The following is a 19,563-nucleotide window of genomic DNA, read 5'->3' as shown; positions in this document are numbered from 1 at the left end:
AGGAGAAACAGCACGCTCGTACACTGCGAGGATGCTGGACATCGCCGCCGAGCTCGAGCGAGCGCTCGAGGCCGGACACCGCGTCGGCGTCGTGACGGTCGCGGCCGTGCACGGCTCCGCGCCGCGCGCCGTGGGCTCCGCGATGGCTGTGATCGACGACGGCCGGGTGATCGGCGCGATCTCGGGTGGCTGCGTCGAGTCCGAGGCCCACGAGCTCGCCCTCGCCGCATTGCGCGGCGACGGCACGCGCGCGACCACCCTGGGCCTGTCCGACGAGGACGCGCTGCTCGCGGGCCTCGCGTGCGGCGGCCACCTGACGGTGGTCGCCACGGTCGTGCAACCGGCCGATGCGCCCGTGCGCGAGCAGCTGAGGCTCGCCTCCGAGGGGCGCGCCGCCGCGCTCGACGTGGTGGTCGCCGATGGCTCGCTGTCCGCGCCGCCGCGCGCGGCGGCCGCCCCTGCGGCGACGGAGCTCGACGGCGACGTTCTTCGCCTGCGCCGGGCGCCGGCCCCGCGCCTCGTCATCGTCGGCGCCGTCGACTTCTCCGCCGCGCTCGCCACGGCTGCGAGGCCGCTCGGCTACCGCGTCACGGTGGTCGACGCCCGCCCCGCGTTCGCGACGGCCGAGCGCCACCCCGACGCACACGAGGTGATCCGCGCGTGGCCGGGGGAGTACCTCGCCGCGACCACGATCGGCCCGCGCGACGCCATCTGCGTGCTCACGCACGAGGAACGCTTCGACATCCCGGCGATCGTCGCGGCTCTCTCGACGGAAGCCGCATACGTGGGGGCGATGGGCTCGCGCCGCACGGACGCGCGGCGCCGCGAGCTGCTGCGCGAGGCGGGCGTGGGCGAGCAGGCGCTGGCACGGTTGCGCAGCCCCATCGGCATCGACGTGGGGGCGGTGACGCCAGCGGAGACGGCGATCTCGATCGTCGCCGAGATCGTCGCGGACGCCCGCGCAGCCCAGGCGCCGCCGCGCCTCAGCGAGACGGCGGGCCCCCTCCACGCCCGTGATGGCGCACGGACCAGCTAGACCCGGCACCCGCATCGGCCCGGCGGCCGATCCTCATGCGCCCGAGACCCTCGATGCGCCAGTTGGGCCCACGTCGCGCGTCAACAGGCGTAGATGCACCAGTGGGGCCCAACTCGCGCATGAGTAGGCGTCGATGCACCAATGGGGCCCCACTGGTCCAGGTGGACGATCGGATCAGAGGTCAGGCGAGGAGGCGCCAGACTCTGTCGCGGGACATCGGCAGCTCGTGGGGCCGCACGCCGGTCGCGCGCCGGATCGCGTTCGCGAGCGCCGGCGCGACGGGGTTGTAGGGGGACTCGGACATCGACTTCGCGCCCAGCGGCCCCAGCTCGTCCGAGGTGTCCGCGAACATCACGTGGGTGAGCGGCACGTCGGCCATCTGCGGGACTCGGTACTGGCGGAACGCGGGGTTCAGCACCTCGCCGGACTCGCCGATGAGGACCTCCTCGTACAGCGACGAGCCGATGCCCTGCGCGACGCCGCCCTCGATCTGACCCCGGCACTGCTCGGGGTTCATCACCACGCCTGCGTCCGCCGCGTGCACCGAGCGCAGGATGCGCACCTCCCCGGTCTCCGCGCGTACGGCCACGCGGAAGGCCTGGACGTTGAAGGCGACGGAGCGGACGCGCTGGTCGAGGCCGCTGTCCGCCCACGCGGCGTCGCCGCGCCGATGCGCGGGGTCGAGCAGGTCGATCACGGTCGCCCACGGCGCGGCGTCCTTGGTGGACGCCACTCCCTCGGGGGTGAGGGCGCACCCGCTGGCGTCGACGCCGAGCGCCCGCGCACCTGCGGCGAGCAGCGCGTCGCGCAGCGTCTCGCAGGCGGCGTGGACGGCCTTGCCCGCGACCGTGATGCCGGTCGACCCGAAGGCGCCGGTGTCGTAGGAGGTGGCGTCGGTGTCGCCGTGCGCGACGGTCACGCGCGAGCGCGCCACCCCGAGCACGGTCGCGACGATCTGGGCGTGGACGGTCACGGACCCGTTGCCGAACTCCGCGGTGCCGACCCCGACCGACACGCTCCCGTCCGGGTGCAGCGCCACGGAGGCGCTCGCCTGGTGGCCGCGCGGCGGCACGGTGGCGATCATCGACGTCGCCATGCCCTCGCCGACGGCCCATCCGGCGGGCGCGGGCACGTCGTCCGGACCCGCGAGCGCATCCTGGGCGAGGTCGAGGCACTGGTCCAGGCCGTACGAGCCGAAGATGAGGTCGTCCTCGGTGTGGCCGGCGACCACGAGGGGGTCGCCGGGGCGCACGGCGTTGAGCCGGCGCATCTCGAACGGGTCCATGTCGAGCTGCAGCGCGAGGTCGTCGAGCGCGGACTCGATGGCGAAGATCACCTGGCCCAGCCCGTAGCCGCGGAACGCGCCCGAGGGAACGGTGGTCGTGTAGACCGCCTCCGCGTCGAGGCGCTTGACGGGGGCGCGGTACACGGCCATCGACTCGGAGCAGCCGTGGAACATCACGCCGATCGCGTGGTTGCCGTACGCGCCGGTGTCGCTCAGCACGTCGACGCCAAGCGCCGTGAGGCGGCCGTCGGCGTCGGCCCCGGCACGCACGGAGACCCGGAACGGGTGGCGCACGGAGGTGCGCACGAACTCCTCCTCGCGCGTCATCTCGTACACGACGGGCCTGCCGACCGCGAGCGTCGCGAGCGCGGTGACGTCCTCGGTGAACATCTCCTGCTTGCCGCCGAAGCCGCCGCCGACGCGCGCGGTGAGCACCCGGACCGAGTCGCGCGGCCGGCCGAGGATCCGTGCGAGCTCGTCGCGCACGAGGAACGGCACCTGCGAGCTGGTCCGGACGGTGAGCCGCCCGTCCTCGGCGACCCATGCCATGGACGCGTGAGTCTCGAGCTGGGCGTGCGTGACGCGCGCGGTGCGCCACGTTCCGGACGTGGTGACGGCCGATGCGGCGAGGGCCTCGTCGACGTCCCCGCCCTCGTGGGTGGCGGCGACCACGTTCCGGCTCGCGTCCGCGACGCGGTCCTCGACGGTGCGATCGGGGTGGATCACCGTCGCGCCGGGGGAGCGCGCCAGCTCCGGATCGAGCACCGCGGGCAGCACCTCGTACTCGACGGCGACCAACGCCGCCGCGCGGTCCGCGATGCGCTGGTTCTCTGCGACGACGACGGCGACCCGCTGTCCCACGAAGCGCATCACGGAGTCGATGACGCGGGTGTCGTCGGGATCGTCCTCGCGGTGCTCGTGCCGGGCCGTGGAGAAGAGCGCGTCGGGCACGTCCTCGTGCGTGAGGACCGCGAGGACGCCGTCGAGCGCGAGCGCCGCCGTCGCGTCGACCCCGAGCACTCGCGCATGCGGGTGCGGCGAGCCGACGACGGCCAGGTACGCGAGATCCGTGGGCGGCTCGTCGAGGGTGAACGGCTCGCGGCCCTGCACCACGCGTCGCGCCGGGGCCGGTGAGGCGGAGGACCCCACCCCCTCCGCGCCGGCCTCAGCCGCTGGCGACGCGTCGGCAGCGCGCGCGAGCCCGCGAACGCACCCGCCGCAGCCGCCGTCGGAGCCGCAGATGCCGTGGCGGATCGCCTGCTCGACCGGCCGGTACCCGGTGCAGCGGCACAGGTTGCCGCGCATGGCACGCGGGAGGTCGGCGAGCTGCTCGGGCGTGAGGGCCGACGCCGTGACGGCCATGCCGGGCGTGCAGAACCCGCACTGGAAGCCGAAGTGGTCGACGAGCGCCTCCTGCACCGGGTGCAGACCCTCGCCGTCCGCGAGGCCGGCGGCCGTCGTCACCTCGCGGCCGACGGCCCGCTGCGCGGGGGTGATGCACGAGTGCACGGGGCTGCCGTCCACGAGCACGGAGCACGCGCCGCAGTCGCCCGAGTCGCACCCCTTCTTGACCTCGGTCGCGCCCGCCTCGCGCAGGAAGGTGCGCAGGCACTGGCCGGCCCCGGGGGAGCCGGCGACGTCGCGGCCGTCGACCCTCATGCGCCATCTCCCGAGGCGAGCTCCTCGGCCACCTCGCGCGCGAGCACGCTCGACACGTGGCGGCGCCAGTCCTCCGAGCCCAGGGGATCCGTGTAGTGCCCCGGCGCCGCGAGCGCGTCGGCGACCACCGCATCGGCGCTCGGCGCGTCTGCGTAACGGAGCACCACGGGGGTGAGCGTCGCGGCGGTGATGACGATGACGTGCGTGCCGTCCTCGTCGCGCCGGCCGGTGACGAGCGCGCCGGAGCGGCCGTGCTCGGCGAGCGCGATGCGCCGGTGGGCGGTGCGGGCGGCGAGCGCCCGGGCCGGCACGACTACCTCGCGCAGCGCGTCCCCGGGGGCCAGGGACGTCGAGCCGTTGCCCGTCGGCAGCGCCGCCACGGGGACGCTGTCGTCGGTGCCGTCCGCGCGCCAGATCAGGGCCTCGCCGTCGAGGGTCGCGGCGAGCGCGATCATCGCGCCCGCGGCGTAGCCCTTCGCGATGTTGCCGCCCACCGTCGCCGACGCGCGGACCTTGAAGCTCGCGAGCAGCGAGTCCGCGCACTGGGCGAGCAGCGCCGATGCGCGGAACGGCTCGGTGCGCCCGTACGCCTCGAGCGCGGCGATCGGGGTCAGGGCGCCGATGCGCAGGTCGCCGTCGGCGGTGACCTCCAGCTCGTCCCAGCCGAGCGAGGACAGGTCGACGAGCCCCGTGACGTCGGGCTGCGCCTCGGAGTACAGCCAGGTGCCGCCCGCGAGGAAGGTCTCGCCCGGCGCGAGGGCGAGGTCGGCGCGCGAGCGCGCCACGCGCATCGTCTCCACCGCCGTGAGGTCCACGTCTCCACTCTCCCTGTCCGTGTCGAACCCGGCCAGCGCATCGGCCATCCCCACGAATCTGCCACGCCCTCACACGTGCACTGCACCAACCGTGAAGAAATTAACGCCGTGGAAACACCAGGGGCGACGTGGGCGAAACACGGTGCTCATAGTGTCCAGCGGGTGACGCCCCGCTGAGGGGTGAGCTCGGCGAGGACGACGAGCGCGTTCGCGGCGCTCCGGGATGGCCGGTGCGTGCACATCCACGGGAGGAGAACCCATGTCCCTGCTTGCTGAGGTCTTCGGGACGAAGACCAGGACCGTCGTGGCTGCCGCCGCGGCCACCGCCGCCGCGCTGACGCTCGCGGCATGCTCGTCCGGCACCTCCGACGAGGAGCCCTCGGCCGAGGAGAGCTCGACGGAGACGATGGAGGAGGCCTCGTACGGCGACCTCACCGTCCAGCTGTCGTGGATCAAGAACGAGGAGTTCGCGGGCGAGTTCTTCGCGGACTCGAAGGGCTACTACACCGAGGCCGGCTTCGACACCGTCAACCTGGTGCCAGGACCGTCGACCGGCGTCGCCGAGCTCGTCTCGGGCCAGGTCGACGTCGCGCTGTCGGATGCCGTGTCCATCGGCTCGGGCGTCGGCAACGAGGGCGCGCCGCTGAAGATCATCGGCGCCACCTACCAGAAGAACCCCTTCACGGTGCTGTCGCTGGCTGACGGCGGCAACATCGCGACGGTCGACGACATGGTCGGCAAGCGCATCGGCGTCCAGGACTCCAACACGGCCCTGTTCACCGCGCTGCTCGCGGCCAACGGGCTCACCTCGGACGACGTCGAGATCGTGCCGGTGCAGTACGACCCCGCGCCGCTGGTCGCCGGCGAGGTCGACGGCTTCATCGCCTACCTCACCAACGAGTCGCTGATCCTCGAGCACGAGGGCTACGACACCGTGAACCTGCCGTTCGCGGACAACGGCCTGCCGTTCGTGGCGGAGACCTTCACGGTCACCGACGACGCGATCGCCAACGACCGCGAGATGCTCAAGGCGTTCCTCGTGGCCGAGATCAAGGGCTGGACCGACGCGGTGCTGGACCCGGCCGAGGGCTCGCGCCTCGCGGTCGAGGAGTACGGCGTGGACCTGGGTCTCAACCCGGAGGTGTCGGCGCTCGGCTCGACCACCCAGTCCGAGGAGCTCGTCGTGTCCGACGAGACCGCGGAGAACGGCCTATTCACCATCTCCGAGGCGCTGCAGGCGGAGACCATCACCTCGCTTGAGGGCGCTGGCATCACCGTGACCGCGGAGGACCTGTTCGACATGTCGCTGCTGGCCGAGGTGTACGAGATGTACCCCGAGCTCGTGGACTACGCGGGCTGATCCAGGACGGATCTAGCGCGTGACTGCTGTGACCGAGGCCGGTGCCCAGGGCGAGACCCTGGGCACCGGCCTCCACATCGAGAACCTGTCCAAGGTCTTCTCCACCCGCTCCGGCTCGGTGGTGGCGCTGCAGGACGCGTCCATCCAGACCGAGCAGGGTTCGCTGCTGGCGCTGCTGGGCCCGTCGGGCTGCGGAAAGTCGACCATCCTGCGCATCCTCGCGGGCCTCGAGGAGCCCACCAGCGGCACCATCCGCGTCGACGGCCGCACCCCTGAGGACCTGCGCGCGTACAACGAGCTGGGCATCGCGTTCCAGGACTCCGCGCTGCTGCCGTGGCGCTCCGTCTACAAGAACATCAAGCTGCCGTTCGAGGTCGCCGGCGTGCCCGTCGACGACGACTACGTCAAGGAGCTCATCGAGCTCGTCGGACTGGGCGGCTTCGAGAAGGCCAAGCCCGCGCAGCTGTCGGGCGGCATGCGCCAGCGCGTGTCGATCGCACGCTCGCTGGTGCTCAAGCCCTCGGTGCTGCTCCTCGACGAGCCCTTCGGCGCTCTCGACGACATGACCCGCCAGAAGCTCAACATGGAGCTGATGCGCATCCTCGCGGCCAAGCCCGCCACCACGCTGCTGGTGACGCACGGCATCACCGAAGCGATCTTCCTCGCCGACCAGGTGGCCGTGATGAGCCCGCGCCCCGGTCGGGTCAAGGAGATCATCGACATCGACCTGCCGCGTCCGCGCACTCCCGACATCCAGCGCACGCCGGAGTTCCACGCGTACGTCGACCACGCCTCCGACCTGCTCTTCGGCGCGGGTGGCGCCGCCGCCGAGGACGACTGATGCCGCGGCCCCTTCCCACCTGGGCGTCGGCGCTCGCGGGCGCCATCGCCCTCATCGCGCTGTGGTGGCTCGCCGCCGTCGTCGCGCAGGCGAGCAACGGCGCCGCGGCGGGCATCCCGACGCCCGCTCAAGTCGTCGCGAGCTACGGCGAGTCCGGCTTCGCGTTCTACTGGAACAACTTCTCGGTCACGCTCGCGGAGGCCGCCCAGGGCTACCTATGGGGCAACGGGCTCGCGCTCGCGCTGTCCGCGCTGGTGCTCGTCGTGCCGCGCCTGGAGGGCGTGGTCATGCAGCTCGCGGTCGTGTCCTACTGCATCCCGATCGTGGCGATCGGGCCGCTGCTGCTGCTGATCCTCGGCATCCCGACGCCTGGCGAGCCGTCCTCGACCGCGGCCTTCCTCGCGGCGATCTGCGTGTTCTTCACCACCGTCGTGGGCTCGCTGCTGGGCCTGAAGTCCGCCGACAAGGCGGCGCTCGACGTCGTCAGCGTCTACGGCGGCGGACGCTTCACGCAGCTGCGCAAGGTGCGCATCGTGTCGGCCCTCCCGGCCGTGCTGACGGCGCTGCAGATCGCGGTGCCCGCGGCGTTCCTGGGCGCGATCCTGGGCGAGTACCTCGGCAAGGTCGAGGTGGGCGTCGGACCCGCGATGGTCATCGCGCAGCAGTCGCTCAACGCGCCGCGCCTGTGGGCGCTGGCGATCGCCTCGGGCGTGGTCGCGCTCGTGGCCTACCTGCTCGTGGGGCTGCTGACGCGGCTCAGCGCGCCCTGGGCTCGAGGGGTGGCCGCGTGATGGAGACCGTACCTGCGATGGCGACCGATCCTCGCCAGACCACCGACCTCGCCGCCGCCATGCGCAAGGAGTCGCGGCGCGCGACCCGGCGCGCGCTGCTGACATCGCTCGGCACGTTCCTGGGCACGCTCGTCACCGTCCTGGTGATCTGGCAGGGCGCGATCATCGTGTTCGACCTGTCCCCGTACGTGGCCAAGGGCCCCGTCGACGTGTGGCGCTTCCTCGTGTCCGACCCGGAGGCCGCGGCGCACCGGTCGGAGCTCGGCGAGAACCTCGCGGTCACCATGCGCGACGCGACCGTCGGCTTCGTCGCCGGCCTGGTCGCCGCGGTGCTCATCGCGGTCGTGTTCCAACTGTCCAAGGGCGTCGAGGCGGCGCTCATGCCCATCGCCCTGCTGCTGCGCACCGTGCCGCTCATCGCGTTCGCGCCGGTGATCATCCTCATCTTCGGCCGCGGGTTCTGGACCACGGCCGTCATGGGCGGGATCGTGGTGCTGTTCCCGGCGCTGGTGAACATCGCGTACGGGCTGAAATCGGCGTCCCCGCAGATGCTCGACGTCGTGAAGGTCTACGGCGGCGGCAACGTCACGGCGCTGAGGAAGGTCTCGTTCCCGGCCTCCCTGCCCGCGTTCTTCGCGGCGGTCCGCATCTCCGTGCCGGGCGCCATCACCGGCGCGCTGCTCGCGGAGTGGCTGGCGACCGGCGGCGGCATCGGCGGCGTCATCAACGGCTACTACGCGCAGGCGCGGTTCAACGACATGTGGGCGTCCGTCGTGGTCGTCACGGCGGTGTCGCTGATCCTCTACAACGTGGTCGCGATCGTCGAGAACACGGTGCTCGCGCGGATGGGCATGCATCCCGAGCGTCGGATGTAGCGTGGCCCCGTCCCCCGTGTGAGGAGAGTGCCAGCCGTGGATGCCGAGTTCTGGGAGCGCGTCGACGCGCACGTGATCCGCTATGGGTCCCCGTTCACGCCGCGCGTGATCGAGCGTGCCGAGGGCGCGTACGTCCACGACGCCGAGGGCAACGCCATCCTCGACTTCACCTCGGGGCAGATGAGCGCGATCCTCGGCCACTCGCACCCGGACGTGGTCGCGACGGTGACCCGGCAGGTGTCGGAGCTCGACCACCTGTTCAGCGGGATGCTGAGCCGCCCGGTGGTGGACGCGTGCGCGCGCATCGCCGGGACCCTGCCGGACGGGCTCGACACGGTCATGCTGCTGAGCACGGGCGCCGAGGCGAACGAGGCCGCCATCAAGATGGCCAAGCTCGTGACGGGAGGCCACGAGATCGTGTCCTTCGACGTGTCGTGGCACGGCATGACGTCGGGCGCCGCGTCGGCGACGTACTCCGCCGGCCGGCGCGGCTACGGTCCCGCGATGCCCGGCAGCCTCACCCTGCCCACGCCGAACGCCTACCGGTCGCCGTTCCGCACGCCTGACGGAGGGCACGACTGGGAGGCGGAGCTCGAGTTCGGCTTCGACCTCGTCGATCGCCAGTCGTCGGGCGCCCTCGCCGCGTGCCTGGTCGAGCCGATCCTGTCGTCGGGAGGCATCATCGAGCTGCCGCCCGGATACCTCGCGCGGCTGCGCGACAAGTGCCGCGAGCGCGGCATGCTGCTGATCCTCGACGAGGCGCAGACCGGCGTGGGTCGTACCGGCCTCATGTACGCGTTCGAGCGGGACGGCGTGGCGCCCGACATGATCACGCTGTCGAAGACGCTCGGCGCCGGCCTGCCCGTGAGCGCCCTCGTCACCAGCCGCGAGATCGAGGCCGAGGCGCACGAGCGCGGCTTCCTGTTCTTCACCACCCACGTCTCCGACCCGCTGCCCGCCGCCGTCGCGGTCACCGTCCTCGACGTGATCGAGCGCGACGGCCTGGTCGAGCGCGCAGCGGCGCTCGGCTCGGTCCTCACGGCGCGGCTCACGGGCCTGCGCGACAGCATCGAGCAAGTGGGCGACGTCCGCGGGCGCGGGCTGCTGCAGGGCATCGAGCTCGTCGCGTCCAAGGCGTCCAAGGAGCCGGCGGACGGACTGGGCCGGGCGGTGACGGCCGCGTGCCTCGAGCGCGGCCTGCACATGAACATCGTCCAGATCCCCGGCATGGGAGGGATCTTCCGCATCGCTCCGCCGCTCACGATCAGCGAGGGCGAGCTGCACCGCGGGCTGGACATCCTCGAGGACGCCCTGCTCGCGTCCGTCTAGCCCGGTCCGGCGTCCTCAGAGACGCTCGGCCAGCGCGGCCGATGCGCGCGCGACCCGACGCGCGACGTCGCCGGAGTCGGCGCGCGTCAGCTCGCCGTCGTCGACGACCGTCTCACCCTGGACGATGAGGCGCGCGAGCGGCGGCATGGCGCCCAGCGCGAGGGCCGCGACCGGGTCCGCGATGCCCGCATGCTCGACCCCGTCGACCCGCCACAGCGCAAGGTCGGCCAACTTGCCGGGCTCGACCGAGCCGATCTCGTCCTGGCGACCCAGCACCCGAGCCCCGCCCATCGTGGCGACGCGCAGCGCGTCCCGCCCGCTCAGCGCATCGGCGCCGTCCCGGAGCCGTGCGGCGAGCACGGCCGCGCGCACCTCGGTCCCCAGCTGGCCCGACTCGTTGGACGCGGCGCCGTCGACGCCGAGCCCGACGGGCACGCCAGCGCGCAGCATGTCGCGCACCGGGGCGATGCCGGCGGCGAGGCGGGCGTTGGAGGAGGGGCAGTGCGCGACCCCGGTGCCGGAGGCCGCGAACCGCGCGATGTCGCCGGCGGACAGGTGCACGCAGTGCGCCATCCACACGTCGTCGCCGATCCAGCCCACCGACTCGAGGTAGTCGGTGGGGCTCATGCCGAAGCGCTCGCGGCAGAAGGCCTCCTCCTCGACGGTCTCGGCGCCGTGGGTGTGCAGGCGCACCCCCAGGTCGCGGGCGAGCGCGGCGGACTCGCGCAGGAGGTCGGCGGTGACGGAGAAGGGCGAGCACGGCGCGATCGCGACGCGCACCATCGAGTCGAAGGACGGGTCGTCGTAGCGGTGGACGGCCGCGGCGCTCGCCTCCAGGGCGGCGGCGGTGGTCTCGACGGCGAAGTCCGGCGGCAGCCCGCCGTCCGACGCCCCCAGGTCCATCGAGCCGCGGGTCGCGTGCAGGCGCACGCCGAGCGTCTGGGCGGCGTCGACGATCGAGCCGACGATGTCCCCGCCTCCCTGGGGGAAGACGTAGTGGTGATCGCCCACGGTCGAGCATCCGGAGCGCGCGAGCACCGCCATCGCGCCCAGGGCGCCGTCGCCCACGAGGTCCGCGTCGATCCGGGACCACGCGGGGTACAGGGACACCAGCCAGTCGAAGAGGATCGAGTCCTGCGCGTACCCGCGGGTGAGCCACTGGTACAGGTGGTGGTGGGTGTTCACCAGGCCCGGCGTGACGAGCAGGCCCTCGCCGGGGATCACCTCGCGCGCGCCGTCGATCACCTCGCTCGGGGCCCGACCGGCGCCCACCGCCTCGATGCGCGCGTCGCGGATCACCACGTAGCCCGACGCGAGCTCCGTGCCCTCGCCGTCCACGGTCGCCACGTACGCGCCGTCGATCACCGTTCGCGTCACCGCGTCACCTCCTGTGTCATGAGAGGCGCCGCAGCGCGCCGAGTCCCATCGTAGGTGCGCCCCTCCGCGGGACCCAGCCCGCGCATCGGCGCTGCTCGAGGCGGGTCAGCCGCCGGTGACCGAGAAGTGCATCCAGTCCTCGCGGCCCGTCCAGTGGCCTCCCCAGCCCCAGCCGATGTCCGCGAAGGCGGAGTAGACGGCGGACGCCTCGTCGATCATGCCGCGACGGATCCAGTCGCGGTCGAGGTACGCCTCCGACAGCTCGGGGAACAGCTCGTCGCCACGGTAGAACGGGTTGTGGAACGGGTTGATGTCGATGGCCTTGCCGTAGGCGTGCTGGGACCAGACCTCGACGGCCCCCACGATCTGCCGGCACGTGAACGCCGAGGTGATGTTGTGGTCGCCGGTCGGGGGAGAGTCCCGGTCCTCGCGGGAGATCACGCGCATCTCCTCGATGGGGAACTGGGCGGCGAAGATCTTCTCGAACACGCCCGCGATCTCCTCGGCGTGGTCGTCGTGGACGATCATCTCGCCGGTGTGGACCTGCTGGTCGAAGCCCCAGTACGGCATCTGGATGTAGGCGAGGTCGTCGATGTGCACCGGGCAGCCGGGCTCCCAGGACGAGCGCTCGGCGACGTCGGCGGGGATGTCGAGCTCGACGGTCGCGAACCAGTCGTCGGTCGCGGGATCGGGCAGCCACGGCGCGGGCTCGAGCTGGCGGTCCTCGAGCTCCGGCGGCGTGGGACCGCGCTCGCCGAGGTTGTCCTCCTGCACCTCGAGGGGGATCTGCCCGAGCCACAGCGGCCGGTCGTACGTCGGGTCGTCCTCGGGCTCCGCCTCCACCGTCACCGTGGGACCCGGCTGCGGCTGGGCGGTCTCGGTCGTGGTCGCCGTGACCGTCACGGTCGGGGAGGCGTCGGACGAGATGAGGGAGCAGCCGGCGAGCAGCGCGGCGCTCGCGACGGCGACGACAGGCAGGGAGCGCATCGGACAAGGATAGGGGGCCGCGTCGGGCCTGGGTAGGGCCGATGCGCTCGCTGGGTTCGGCACGGGACGTGTCGGTCCCGCGTGGTGAGATAGGGGGGTGAGCGAGACTTCCGCATCCCCGTCGCCGTCGGCCGACCCGCGCGCCCGCCACCAGGACCTCGTCCAGCAGGTCGAGGAGCATCGCGCGCGCTACTACGGCGACGACGCCCCCACCATCTCGGACGCCGCGTACGACGCGCTCGAGCGGGAGCTGCGCGACCTCGAGGAGGCCCACCCCGAGCTCGTCGAGCCCGACTCGCCCACGCAGCTCGTGGGCTCCGCGCGAGGGGAGACCGGCTTCGCGTCCGTGCAGCACCGCGAGCGGATGATGAGCCTCGACAACGCCTTCTCCCTCGAGGATGTTGCCGCATGGCTCGCACGCATCGGGCGCGAGGCGGGCGACCACCAGATCGTGTGCGAGCCCAAGATCGACGGGCTGTCGATCTCCCTGACCTACGAGCGCGGCGAGCTCGTGCGCGGCGTGACCCGCGGGGACGGCACCACGGGCGAGGACGTCACCGACAACGTGCGGACCATCGCCGGGCTGCCCTTCACGCTCGCGGGCGACCACGTGCCCGAGCTCGTGGAGATCCGCGGCGAGGTGTACCTGCCCGTGGAGGCCTTCGAGCGCCTCAACGAGGCGCTGCTCGCGGAGGGCAAGGCGCCGTACGCGAACCCGCGCAACACGGCGGCCGGCTCGCTCAGGCAGAAGGACCCGTCCGTGACGGCGACGCGGCCGCTCGCCGTGACCACCTACGCGCTGGGCGCCCTCGAGTGGGGAGACCGGGAGCCGCACCCGCGCATCGGGTCGCAGTCGGGCATCTACGAGGTGCTTGCCGAGTGGGGCCTGCCGGTGAGCGCGTTCTCGACGGTGCTCCGGGGTCTCGAGCCCATCGAGGAGTACCTGTCCGACCTCGAGGCCAAGCGCCACGACCTCGTCCACGAGATCGACGGCGCGGTGCTCAAGGTGGACGACCGCGCGGTGCAGGCCGAGCTGGGCTCGACCTCGCGTGCCCCGCGCTGGGCGATCGCCTACAAGTTCCCACCCGAGGAGGTTCACACGATCCTCGAGGACATCCGCGTCGACGTGGGCCGCACGGGCCGCGTGACGCCCTATGGCGTCATGACGCCGGTGCTCGTCGCGGGCTCCACCGTCACGTACGCGACGCTGCACAACCGTCACGAGGTCAAGCGCAAGGGCGTGCGCATCGGCGACACCGTCGTGCTGCGCAAGGCGGGCGACGTCATCCCGGAGATCGTGGGGCCCGTGGTCGCGGCGCGCACCGGCGACGAGCGCGAGTGGGAGATGCCCGAGGCCTGCCCCTCGTGCGGGACTCCCCTCGTGGAGCAGAAGGAGGGGGACAAGGACCTGCGCTGCCCCAACGCGCAGGCGTGCCCCGCGCAGATCGTGGACCGCATCGCGTTCATCGGATCGCGCGGCGCGCTCGACGTCGAGGTGCTCGGCGAGAAGGCCGCCGCGGCGCTGGTGGAGTCCGGCGTGCTCGTGAACGAGGCGCGGCTGTTCGACCTCACCGAGGAGGACCTGCGGCGCGTGCCGATGCTCGTCTACGAGGTGGACGAGAAGCTCACCAAGAAGCAGGTCGGGGAGGGCGTCGTCGGGCGCAAGGCCGGCGATGTCGCCGAGAACGGCCGCAAGCTGATCGCCAACCTTGACGCGGCGAAGGCGCAGCCTTTGTGGCGCGTGCTCGTGTCGCTGTCGATCCGTCACGTGGGGCCCACGGCCTCACGCGCCCTCGCGACGGCGTTCGAGTCGATGGACGCGATCCGCGCCGCCTCCGAGGAGGAGCTGGCCGCGGTCGAGGGCGTCGGCCCCGTCATCGCCGAGTCGGTCCTGCGGTGGTTCGAGGAGGACTGGCACGTCGAGATCGTCGACACCTGGGCGGCCGCGGGCGTGCGCATGGCCGACGAGCGCGACGAGACCGTCGAGCGCACCCTCGAGGGTCTCACGGTCGTCGCGACAGGATCCCTCGAGGGGTTCACCCGCGACTCGGTCAAGGAGGCGATCATCTCGCGCGGCGGCAAGGCAGCGTCGTCCGTGTCGAAGAACACGGACTACGTCGTCGTGGGCGCCAACGCCGGATCCAAGGCCGCCAAGGCCGAGTCGCTCGGCGTGCCCATGCTGACCGAGGAGCAGTTCGAGGCGCTGCTGGCGGGTGGGCCGGCGGCGGTCGACGGCTGACCCGGCGCGGCGCGAGCCGCCTGGGTTAGATTGGAACGCACCTGCGACCGTGGGAACCCTAAGGAGAGCCATGGCCGAGACCATCCGCATCGTCGATCCGAGTGAGGGCAGCCGCCTCACGGAGATCGGCCAGCTCACCGCGCTGGCGTACCTGGCCGACGGCCTGGTGGACCAGGCGCACCCGTACATCCCCCAGCTCAAGGACGCGCACGCCCGCGCCCAGGACGCCGACCTGCTGATGATGGTCGACGGCGAGGACGGCAGCGGGCCCGTCGTCGGCACCATCACGCTGGTCCCGCCGGGCTCCAGCTTCGTCGAGCTCGCCCGCGACGACGAGTACGAGTTGCGCATGCTCGCCGTGTCGCCCATCGAGCGCGGCCGCGGCATCGGCGCGAAGCTGACCCAGACGGCAATGGACATGGCCGTCGAGCGGGGCGCCTCGCGCATCGTGCTGTCGACCATGGAGTCGATGCACGTCGCCCACCGCCTCTATGAGCGGATGGGCTTCACGCGCCGCGAGGACCTCGACTGGACGGTCGTGGACAACGCGGACGGATCCGTCTCACGGCTGTCGCGAGCCGACGCGGAGCAGGCCGAGAGGGCCGGCACGGCCATCCACCTGCTGGGCTACTCCTGGGAGCCCTGACCGGGACCGGCGGTCCCGGTCCTCCCCCTCGCCCCCTGCGGTTCGTGTAGACGTCGCCCACATCCGCGAGTCCAGTGAGCGCTGCGTGTCGCTGAGGGTTCTGAGGCACCCGCGGCGACCTCGGCAGCGAACCCTGAGGGACGCGCTGGAGGCGTGGACTCCGTCAGAGTGGGCGAGATCGACACGAACCGGCGGGGTGTGGCCGCCACTAGACTTCTGCCCATGTCTTCCCTTGAACGCGCAGACGTGGCGCGCCTCGCGGCGCTCGCCCGCATCGACATGACCGACGAGGATCTGGACCGGCTGTCCGGCCAGCTCGCGGCGATCGTGGACTCGGTCGCCAAGGTGGCCGAGGTCGCCGGGCAGGACGTGCCCGCGACGAGCCACCCGATCCCGATGAGCAACGTGCACCGCGCGGACGAGGTCCGCCCCTCGCTGGCGCAGGACGCCGCGCTGTCCGGCGCCCCCGAGGCGGAGGACGGCCGCTTCCGCGTCCCCCAAATCCTGGGGGAGGAGGCCTGATGACTGACTGGACCCGTGCCTCGGCCGCTCAGATGGCCGCCGCCATGAAGGCCGGCGAGGTGACCTCCGTCGAGCTCACCCAGGCCCACCTCGACCGCATCGCCGCAGTCGACGCCGACGTCCACGCCTTCCTGCACGTCGACGCCGAGGGCGCGCTCGCGACCGCCCGAGAGGTCGACGAGGCCCGCGCCGCGGGCGAGGAGCTGCCGGCGCTGGCCGGAGTCCCGATCGCGGTCAAGGACATCCTCGTGACCCAGGGTATGCCCACCACGGCCGGCTCGCGCATCCTCGAGGGCTGGGAGCCGCCGTACGACGCGACCGTGACTCGCAAGATCCGCGAGGCGCGCATGCCGATCCTCGGCAAGACCAACATGGACGAGTTCGCGATGGGCTCCTCGACCGAGCACTCGGGCTACGGCCCGACGCGCAACCCCTGGGACCTCGACCGCATCCCCGGCGGCTCGGGCGGCGGCTCCGCCGCTTCGCTCGCCGCGTGGGAGGCGCCGCTCGCGATCGGCTCCGACACGGGTGGCTCGATCCGCCAGCCCGCGTCGGTCACCGGCACCGTGGGCGTCAAGCCCACCTACGGCGGGGTGAGCCGCTACGGCGCGATCGCCCTCGCCTCGTCCCTCGACCAGCTCGGGCCGTGCGCGCGCACCGTCGAGGACGCCGCCTACCTCCACGAGGTCATGGGCGGACACGACCCGATGGACGCCACGAGCCTCGACGAGCCCGTGCCGTCCTGCGTCGATGCCGCCCGCCAGGGCCGCGAGGAGGACCTCGCCGGCGTGCGCATCGGCGTCATCAAGGAGCTTTCGGGCGAGGGCTACCAGGCCGGCGTCGAGCAGCGCTTCGAGGAGAGCCTCGAGCTGCTGAAGGCGCGCGGCGCCGAGGTGGTCGAGGTGTCCTGCCCGTCGTTCGAGTACGCGCTTGCCGCGTACTACCTGATCCTTCCGTCCGAGGCGTCGAGCAACCTCGCGAAGTTCGACTCCGTGCGCTTCGGCCTGCGCGTCGAGAAGGCCACGGTCGAGAAGACCATGGGCGCGACCCGCGCGGAGGGCTTCGGCGACGAGGTCAAGCGCCGTATCATCCTCGGCACGTACGCGCTCAGCGCTGGTTACTACGACGCCTACTACGGCTCCGCGCAGAAGGTGCGCACGCTGATCCAGCGCGACTTCGCCGCCGCCTTCGAGCAGGCGGACGTGCTCGTGAGCCCCACGACGCCCACCACGCCGTTCAAGCTCGGCGAGCGCCTGGACGACCCGCTGGCGATGTACCTCAACGACGTCGCCACCATCCCGGCCAACCTCGCCGGCATCCCCGGGATGTCGCTGCCGTCCGGCACCGCACCCGAGGACGGGCTTCCCACGGGCTTCCAGATCCTCGCCCCGGCGCACGAGGACGCCCGGATGTACCGCATCGGCGCGGCTCTCGAGAAGGCGCTCGCCGAGCAGTGGGGCGGCCACTTGACTGCGCAGGCCCCCGAGCTGGAGGTGGCGAAGTGAAGGCGCTGACGTACGAGCAGGCCATGGAGCAGTTCGACCCGGTCTTCGGCATCGAGGTGCACGTCGAGCTCAACACCGCGACCAAGATGTTCTGCGGCTGCGCCAACGAGTTCGGCGCCGAGCCCAACACGCAGGTGTGCCCGGTGTGCCTGGGACTGCCGGGCGCGATGCCCGTGACCAACGAGAAGGCCGTCGAGTCCGCGATCCGCCTGGGCCTGTCGCTCGGCTGCGAGATCCGCGAGTCGTCGCGCTTCGCCAGGAAGAACTACTTCTACCCGGACCTCGCGAAGGACTACCAGATCTCGCAGTACGACGAGCCCACCTGCTTCGAGGGCTCGCTGGACGTCGTGCTCGACGACGGCGAGGTCTTCACCGTGGGCATCGAGCGCGCGCACATGGAGGAGGACGCCGGCAAGAACACCCACAAGGGTGGCACCGGCGGCATCCAGGGCGCGGACTACTCGCTCGTGGACTACAACCGCGGCGGCGTGCCGCTGGTCGAGATCGTCACCAAGCCCATCACCGGCGCCGGTGCCCGCACCGCCGAGGTGGCACGGGCGTATGTGGCGACCATCCGCGACATCGTCAAGGCGCTGGACATCTCCGACGGCCGCATGGAGCAGGGCTCCGTGCGCGCCGACGTCAACCTGTCGCTGCGGCCCAAGGCCGCCGCGGGCGAGGACCAGGACGCGGTGCCCTTCGGCAAGCGCTCGGAGACCAAGAACGTGAACTCGTTGCGCGCGATCGAGCGGGCCATCCACCACGAGGCGTCCCGCCAGGCCGGACTGCTGCTCGCGGGCAAGCCCGTGGTGCAGGAGACGCGCCACTGGCACGAGGACACCGGCTCGACCACGCCGGGCCGCTCCAAGGAGGAGGCGGAGGACTACCGCTACTTCCCGGAGCCGGACCTGCTGCCCGTCGAGCCCAGCCGCGAGTGGGTCGAGGAGCTGCGCGGCACGCTGCCCGAGCACCCCGCCAAGATGCGCGCGCGCCTCAAGGAGGAGTGGGGGTTCAGCGACACCGACATGCGCGACGCGGTCAACGCCGATGCGCTGTCCCTGATCGCCGACACCGTCGCCGCCGGCGCGGCACCCCAGTCCGCGCGCAAGTGGTGGATGGGCGAGCTGGCCCGCACGGCCAACGACCGCGAGGTCGCGCTTGCCGAGCTGCCCGTCACGCCGGCCGACGTCGCGGAGCTGCAGGGCCTCGTCGACGCGGGGACCATCAACGACAAGCTCGCTCGCCAGGCGCTCGAGGGCGTGCTCGCGGGCGAGGGCTCGCCGCGCGAGGTGGTCGAGAGCCGCGGTCTCGAGGTCGTGTCGGACGACTCCGCGCTCGAGGCCGCCGTGGACGAGGCGCTCGCCGCGCAGCCCGACGTGCTCGCGAAGATCCAGGACGGCAAGGTCCAGGCCGCGGGCGCGATCGTGGGTGCGGTCATGAAGGCCACGCGCGGTCAGGCCGACGCGGGTCGCGTGCGCGAGATCATCCTCCAGCGCGCTGGAGTTGAGGGGTAGGTCGAGGGCTAGCCTCACCCGCGCTCGGCGCGAGGGCCCCTGTCTCCATGCGGGACAGGGGCCCTCGCGCGTCCGGGTCGATCAGGTGAGGACGCTGCGCCCACCGCCGCCGCGCCGCCTGTCGCCGGCCCGCCCGCCCCGCCGCCCGACACTCCCGAACGTCGCCGAGCGCGACACCCCGAGCCAGCGCGCGCATCGGCCCTCCTGGGCGGCGTGTCGCCGCGCAGATGTTCGTGACTGTCGGGAGGTTTGGGGTGGCGCGAGGCTCGAAGTAGGGCCATTCTGGGAACCGGGACGGCATCGTGGTCGCCCGCTGAGCAGGCATGACGAGCAGGGGAGCGGACGTGGATAGCTTTTGGGACGTGCTGTGGTGGTCGCTGTGGATCTTCATCTGGGTCACGGCGGTCGTCATCTGGTTCCGATGCGTGTGGGACCTCTTCAGCGACCACTCGCTGGGCGGCTGGGCGAAGGCCGGGTGGATCATCTTCCTGATCTTCATCCCGTGGCTCGGCGCGATCATCTACATCATCGCGCGCGGCAAGTCGATGGCCATCCGCGCCTCGCGCGGTGGGGTCGTCCCCGAGCGTGACGTGCACGCGGAGTACATGGCAGGTCTGTCCGCGAGCGCCATGCCTGACCCCGTGGGCCAGGTCGCGAAGGCGAAGGAGCTGCTCGACTCCGGCGCCATCACCCAGGCGGAGTTCGAGCAGCTCAAGGCCAAGGCGCTGTCCTGACAGGAGGGCCGCGCCCACCGCGGGCGAAGAGGTCACCGGAGGTGGCCC

16 protein-coding genes are annotated in these 19,563 nt (G+C 72.3%); 12 read left to right on the top strand and 4 right to left on the bottom strand.

All coding sequences use genetic code 11. The annotated features are described in order from the left end of the window. Positions 1-31: 31 nt before the first annotated feature. On the top strand, positions 32-1,036 hold the full coding sequence (locus B7K25_RS08925) for an XdhC family protein (protein WP_084105559.1): 1,005 nt from the start codon (positions 32-34) through the stop codon (positions 1,034-1,036). 181 nt (positions 1,037-1,217) lie between these two features. On the opposite strand, the gene B7K25_RS08920 is transcribed toward B7K25_RS08925, so the two are convergent. Together B7K25_RS08920 and B7K25_RS08915 are read right to left on the bottom strand one after the other, a co-directional pair. Then, positions 1,218-3,980 (bottom strand): molybdopterin-dependent oxidoreductase, encoded by a 2,763-nt coding sequence (locus B7K25_RS08920; RefSeq protein WP_084105557.1) that lies wholly within the window; start codon positions 3,978-3,980, stop codon positions 1,218-1,220. Then, complete coding sequence (locus tag B7K25_RS08915; RefSeq protein WP_234988148.1) at positions 3,977-4,843, bottom strand: FAD binding domain-containing protein; 867 nt, start codon at positions 4,841-4,843, stop codon at positions 3,977-3,979. Before B7K25_RS08915 ends, B7K25_RS08920 begins: the two co-directional genes overlap by 4 nt. A gap of 211 nt (positions 4,844-5,054) precedes the next feature. Between B7K25_RS08915 and B7K25_RS08910 the strand changes: the two genes are divergently transcribed. The 5 genes from B7K25_RS08910 to B7K25_RS08890 are packed head-to-tail and all read left to right on the top strand — an operon-like array spanning position 5,055 to position 9,991. Next, positions 5,055-6,155: an ABC transporter substrate-binding protein gene (locus tag B7K25_RS08910; RefSeq protein ID WP_084105555.1), complete on the top strand. Its 1,101-nt coding sequence runs from the start codon at positions 5,055-5,057 to the stop codon at positions 6,153-6,155. Positions 6,156-6,174: 19 nt separating this feature from the next. Beyond that, positions 6,175-6,996, top strand: coding sequence for an ABC transporter ATP-binding protein (locus B7K25_RS08905; RefSeq protein WP_084105553.1), 822 nt, complete (start codon positions 6,175-6,177; stop codon positions 6,994-6,996). Continuing rightward, positions 6,996-7,787: an ABC transporter permease gene (locus tag B7K25_RS08900; RefSeq protein ID WP_084105551.1), complete on the top strand. Its 792-nt coding sequence runs from the start codon at positions 6,996-6,998 to the stop codon at positions 7,785-7,787. Before B7K25_RS08905 ends, B7K25_RS08900 begins: the two co-directional genes overlap by 1 nt. A 17-nt stretch (positions 7,788-7,804) precedes the next feature. Beyond that, positions 7,805-8,662, top strand: a complete 858-nt coding sequence (locus B7K25_RS08895) for an ABC transporter permease (protein WP_144018940.1) — start codon at positions 7,805-7,807, stop codon at positions 8,660-8,662. A 36-nt stretch (positions 8,663-8,698) separates the two neighbouring features. Then, complete coding sequence (locus B7K25_RS08890; RefSeq protein WP_084105549.1) at positions 8,699-9,991, top strand: aspartate aminotransferase family protein; 1,293 nt, start codon at positions 8,699-8,701, stop codon at positions 9,989-9,991. Between the two features lie 15 nt (positions 9,992-10,006). Here the strand turns inward: B7K25_RS08890 and B7K25_RS08885 are convergent, their stop codons facing one another. Both B7K25_RS08885 and B7K25_RS08880 read right to left on the bottom strand, forming a co-directional pair. Further along, positions 10,007-11,368, bottom strand: a complete 1,362-nt coding sequence (locus B7K25_RS08885; RefSeq protein WP_084105547.1) for an 8-oxoguanine deaminase — start codon at positions 11,366-11,368, stop codon at positions 10,007-10,009. A 105-nt stretch (positions 11,369-11,473) separates the two neighbouring features. Continuing rightward, positions 11,474-12,355 (bottom strand): M15 family metallopeptidase, encoded by an 882-nt coding sequence (locus tag B7K25_RS08880; protein WP_084105545.1) that lies wholly within the window; start codon positions 12,353-12,355, stop codon positions 11,474-11,476. Between the two features lie 97 nt (positions 12,356-12,452). On the opposite strand from B7K25_RS08880, the gene ligA reads away from it, so the two are divergent. From ligA to B7K25_RS08850, 6 genes are all read left to right on the top strand, one after another. Beyond that, entirely contained in the window at positions 12,453-14,594 is a 2,142-nt protein-coding gene (gene ligA / locus B7K25_RS08875) for an NAD-dependent DNA ligase LigA (protein ID WP_084105543.1), read from the top strand. 70 nt (positions 14,595-14,664) lie between these two features. Continuing rightward, complete coding sequence (locus B7K25_RS08870) at positions 14,665-15,240, top strand: GNAT family N-acetyltransferase (RefSeq protein ID WP_084105541.1); 576 nt, start codon at positions 14,665-14,667, stop codon at positions 15,238-15,240. Positions 15,241-15,462: 222 nt separating this feature from the next. After that, on the top strand, positions 15,463-15,762 hold the full coding sequence (gatC, locus tag B7K25_RS08865; protein WP_084105884.1) for an Asp-tRNA(Asn)/Glu-tRNA(Gln) amidotransferase subunit GatC: 300 nt from the start codon (positions 15,463-15,465) through the stop codon (positions 15,760-15,762). After that, positions 15,762-17,267, top strand: a complete 1,506-nt coding sequence (gene gatA, locus B7K25_RS08860; RefSeq protein ID WP_084105539.1) for an Asp-tRNA(Asn)/Glu-tRNA(Gln) amidotransferase subunit GatA — start codon at positions 15,762-15,764, stop codon at positions 17,265-17,267. Before gatC ends, gatA begins: the two co-directional genes overlap by 1 nt. After that, positions 17,264-18,781 (top strand): Asp-tRNA(Asn)/Glu-tRNA(Gln) amidotransferase subunit GatB, encoded by a 1,518-nt coding sequence (gatB, locus tag B7K25_RS08855; protein ID WP_200807910.1) that lies wholly within the window; start codon positions 17,264-17,266, stop codon positions 18,779-18,781. Before gatA ends, gatB begins: the two co-directional genes overlap by 4 nt. A gap of 323 nt (positions 18,782-19,104) precedes the next feature. Beyond that, positions 19,105-19,515: an SHOCT domain-containing protein gene (locus B7K25_RS08850; RefSeq protein WP_084105537.1), complete on the top strand. Its 411-nt coding sequence runs from the start codon at positions 19,105-19,107 to the stop codon at positions 19,513-19,515. The last annotated feature ends 48 nt before the right edge of the window (positions 19,516-19,563 follow it).

The organism is Demequina sp. NBRC 110056, from assembly GCF_002090155.1.
Taxonomy (GTDB): domain Bacteria; phylum Actinomycetota; class Actinomycetes; order Actinomycetales; family Demequinaceae; genus Demequina.
Note: the sequence above shows the minus strand (reverse complement) of the source record. Positions and strands in the feature narration are given on the sequence as shown.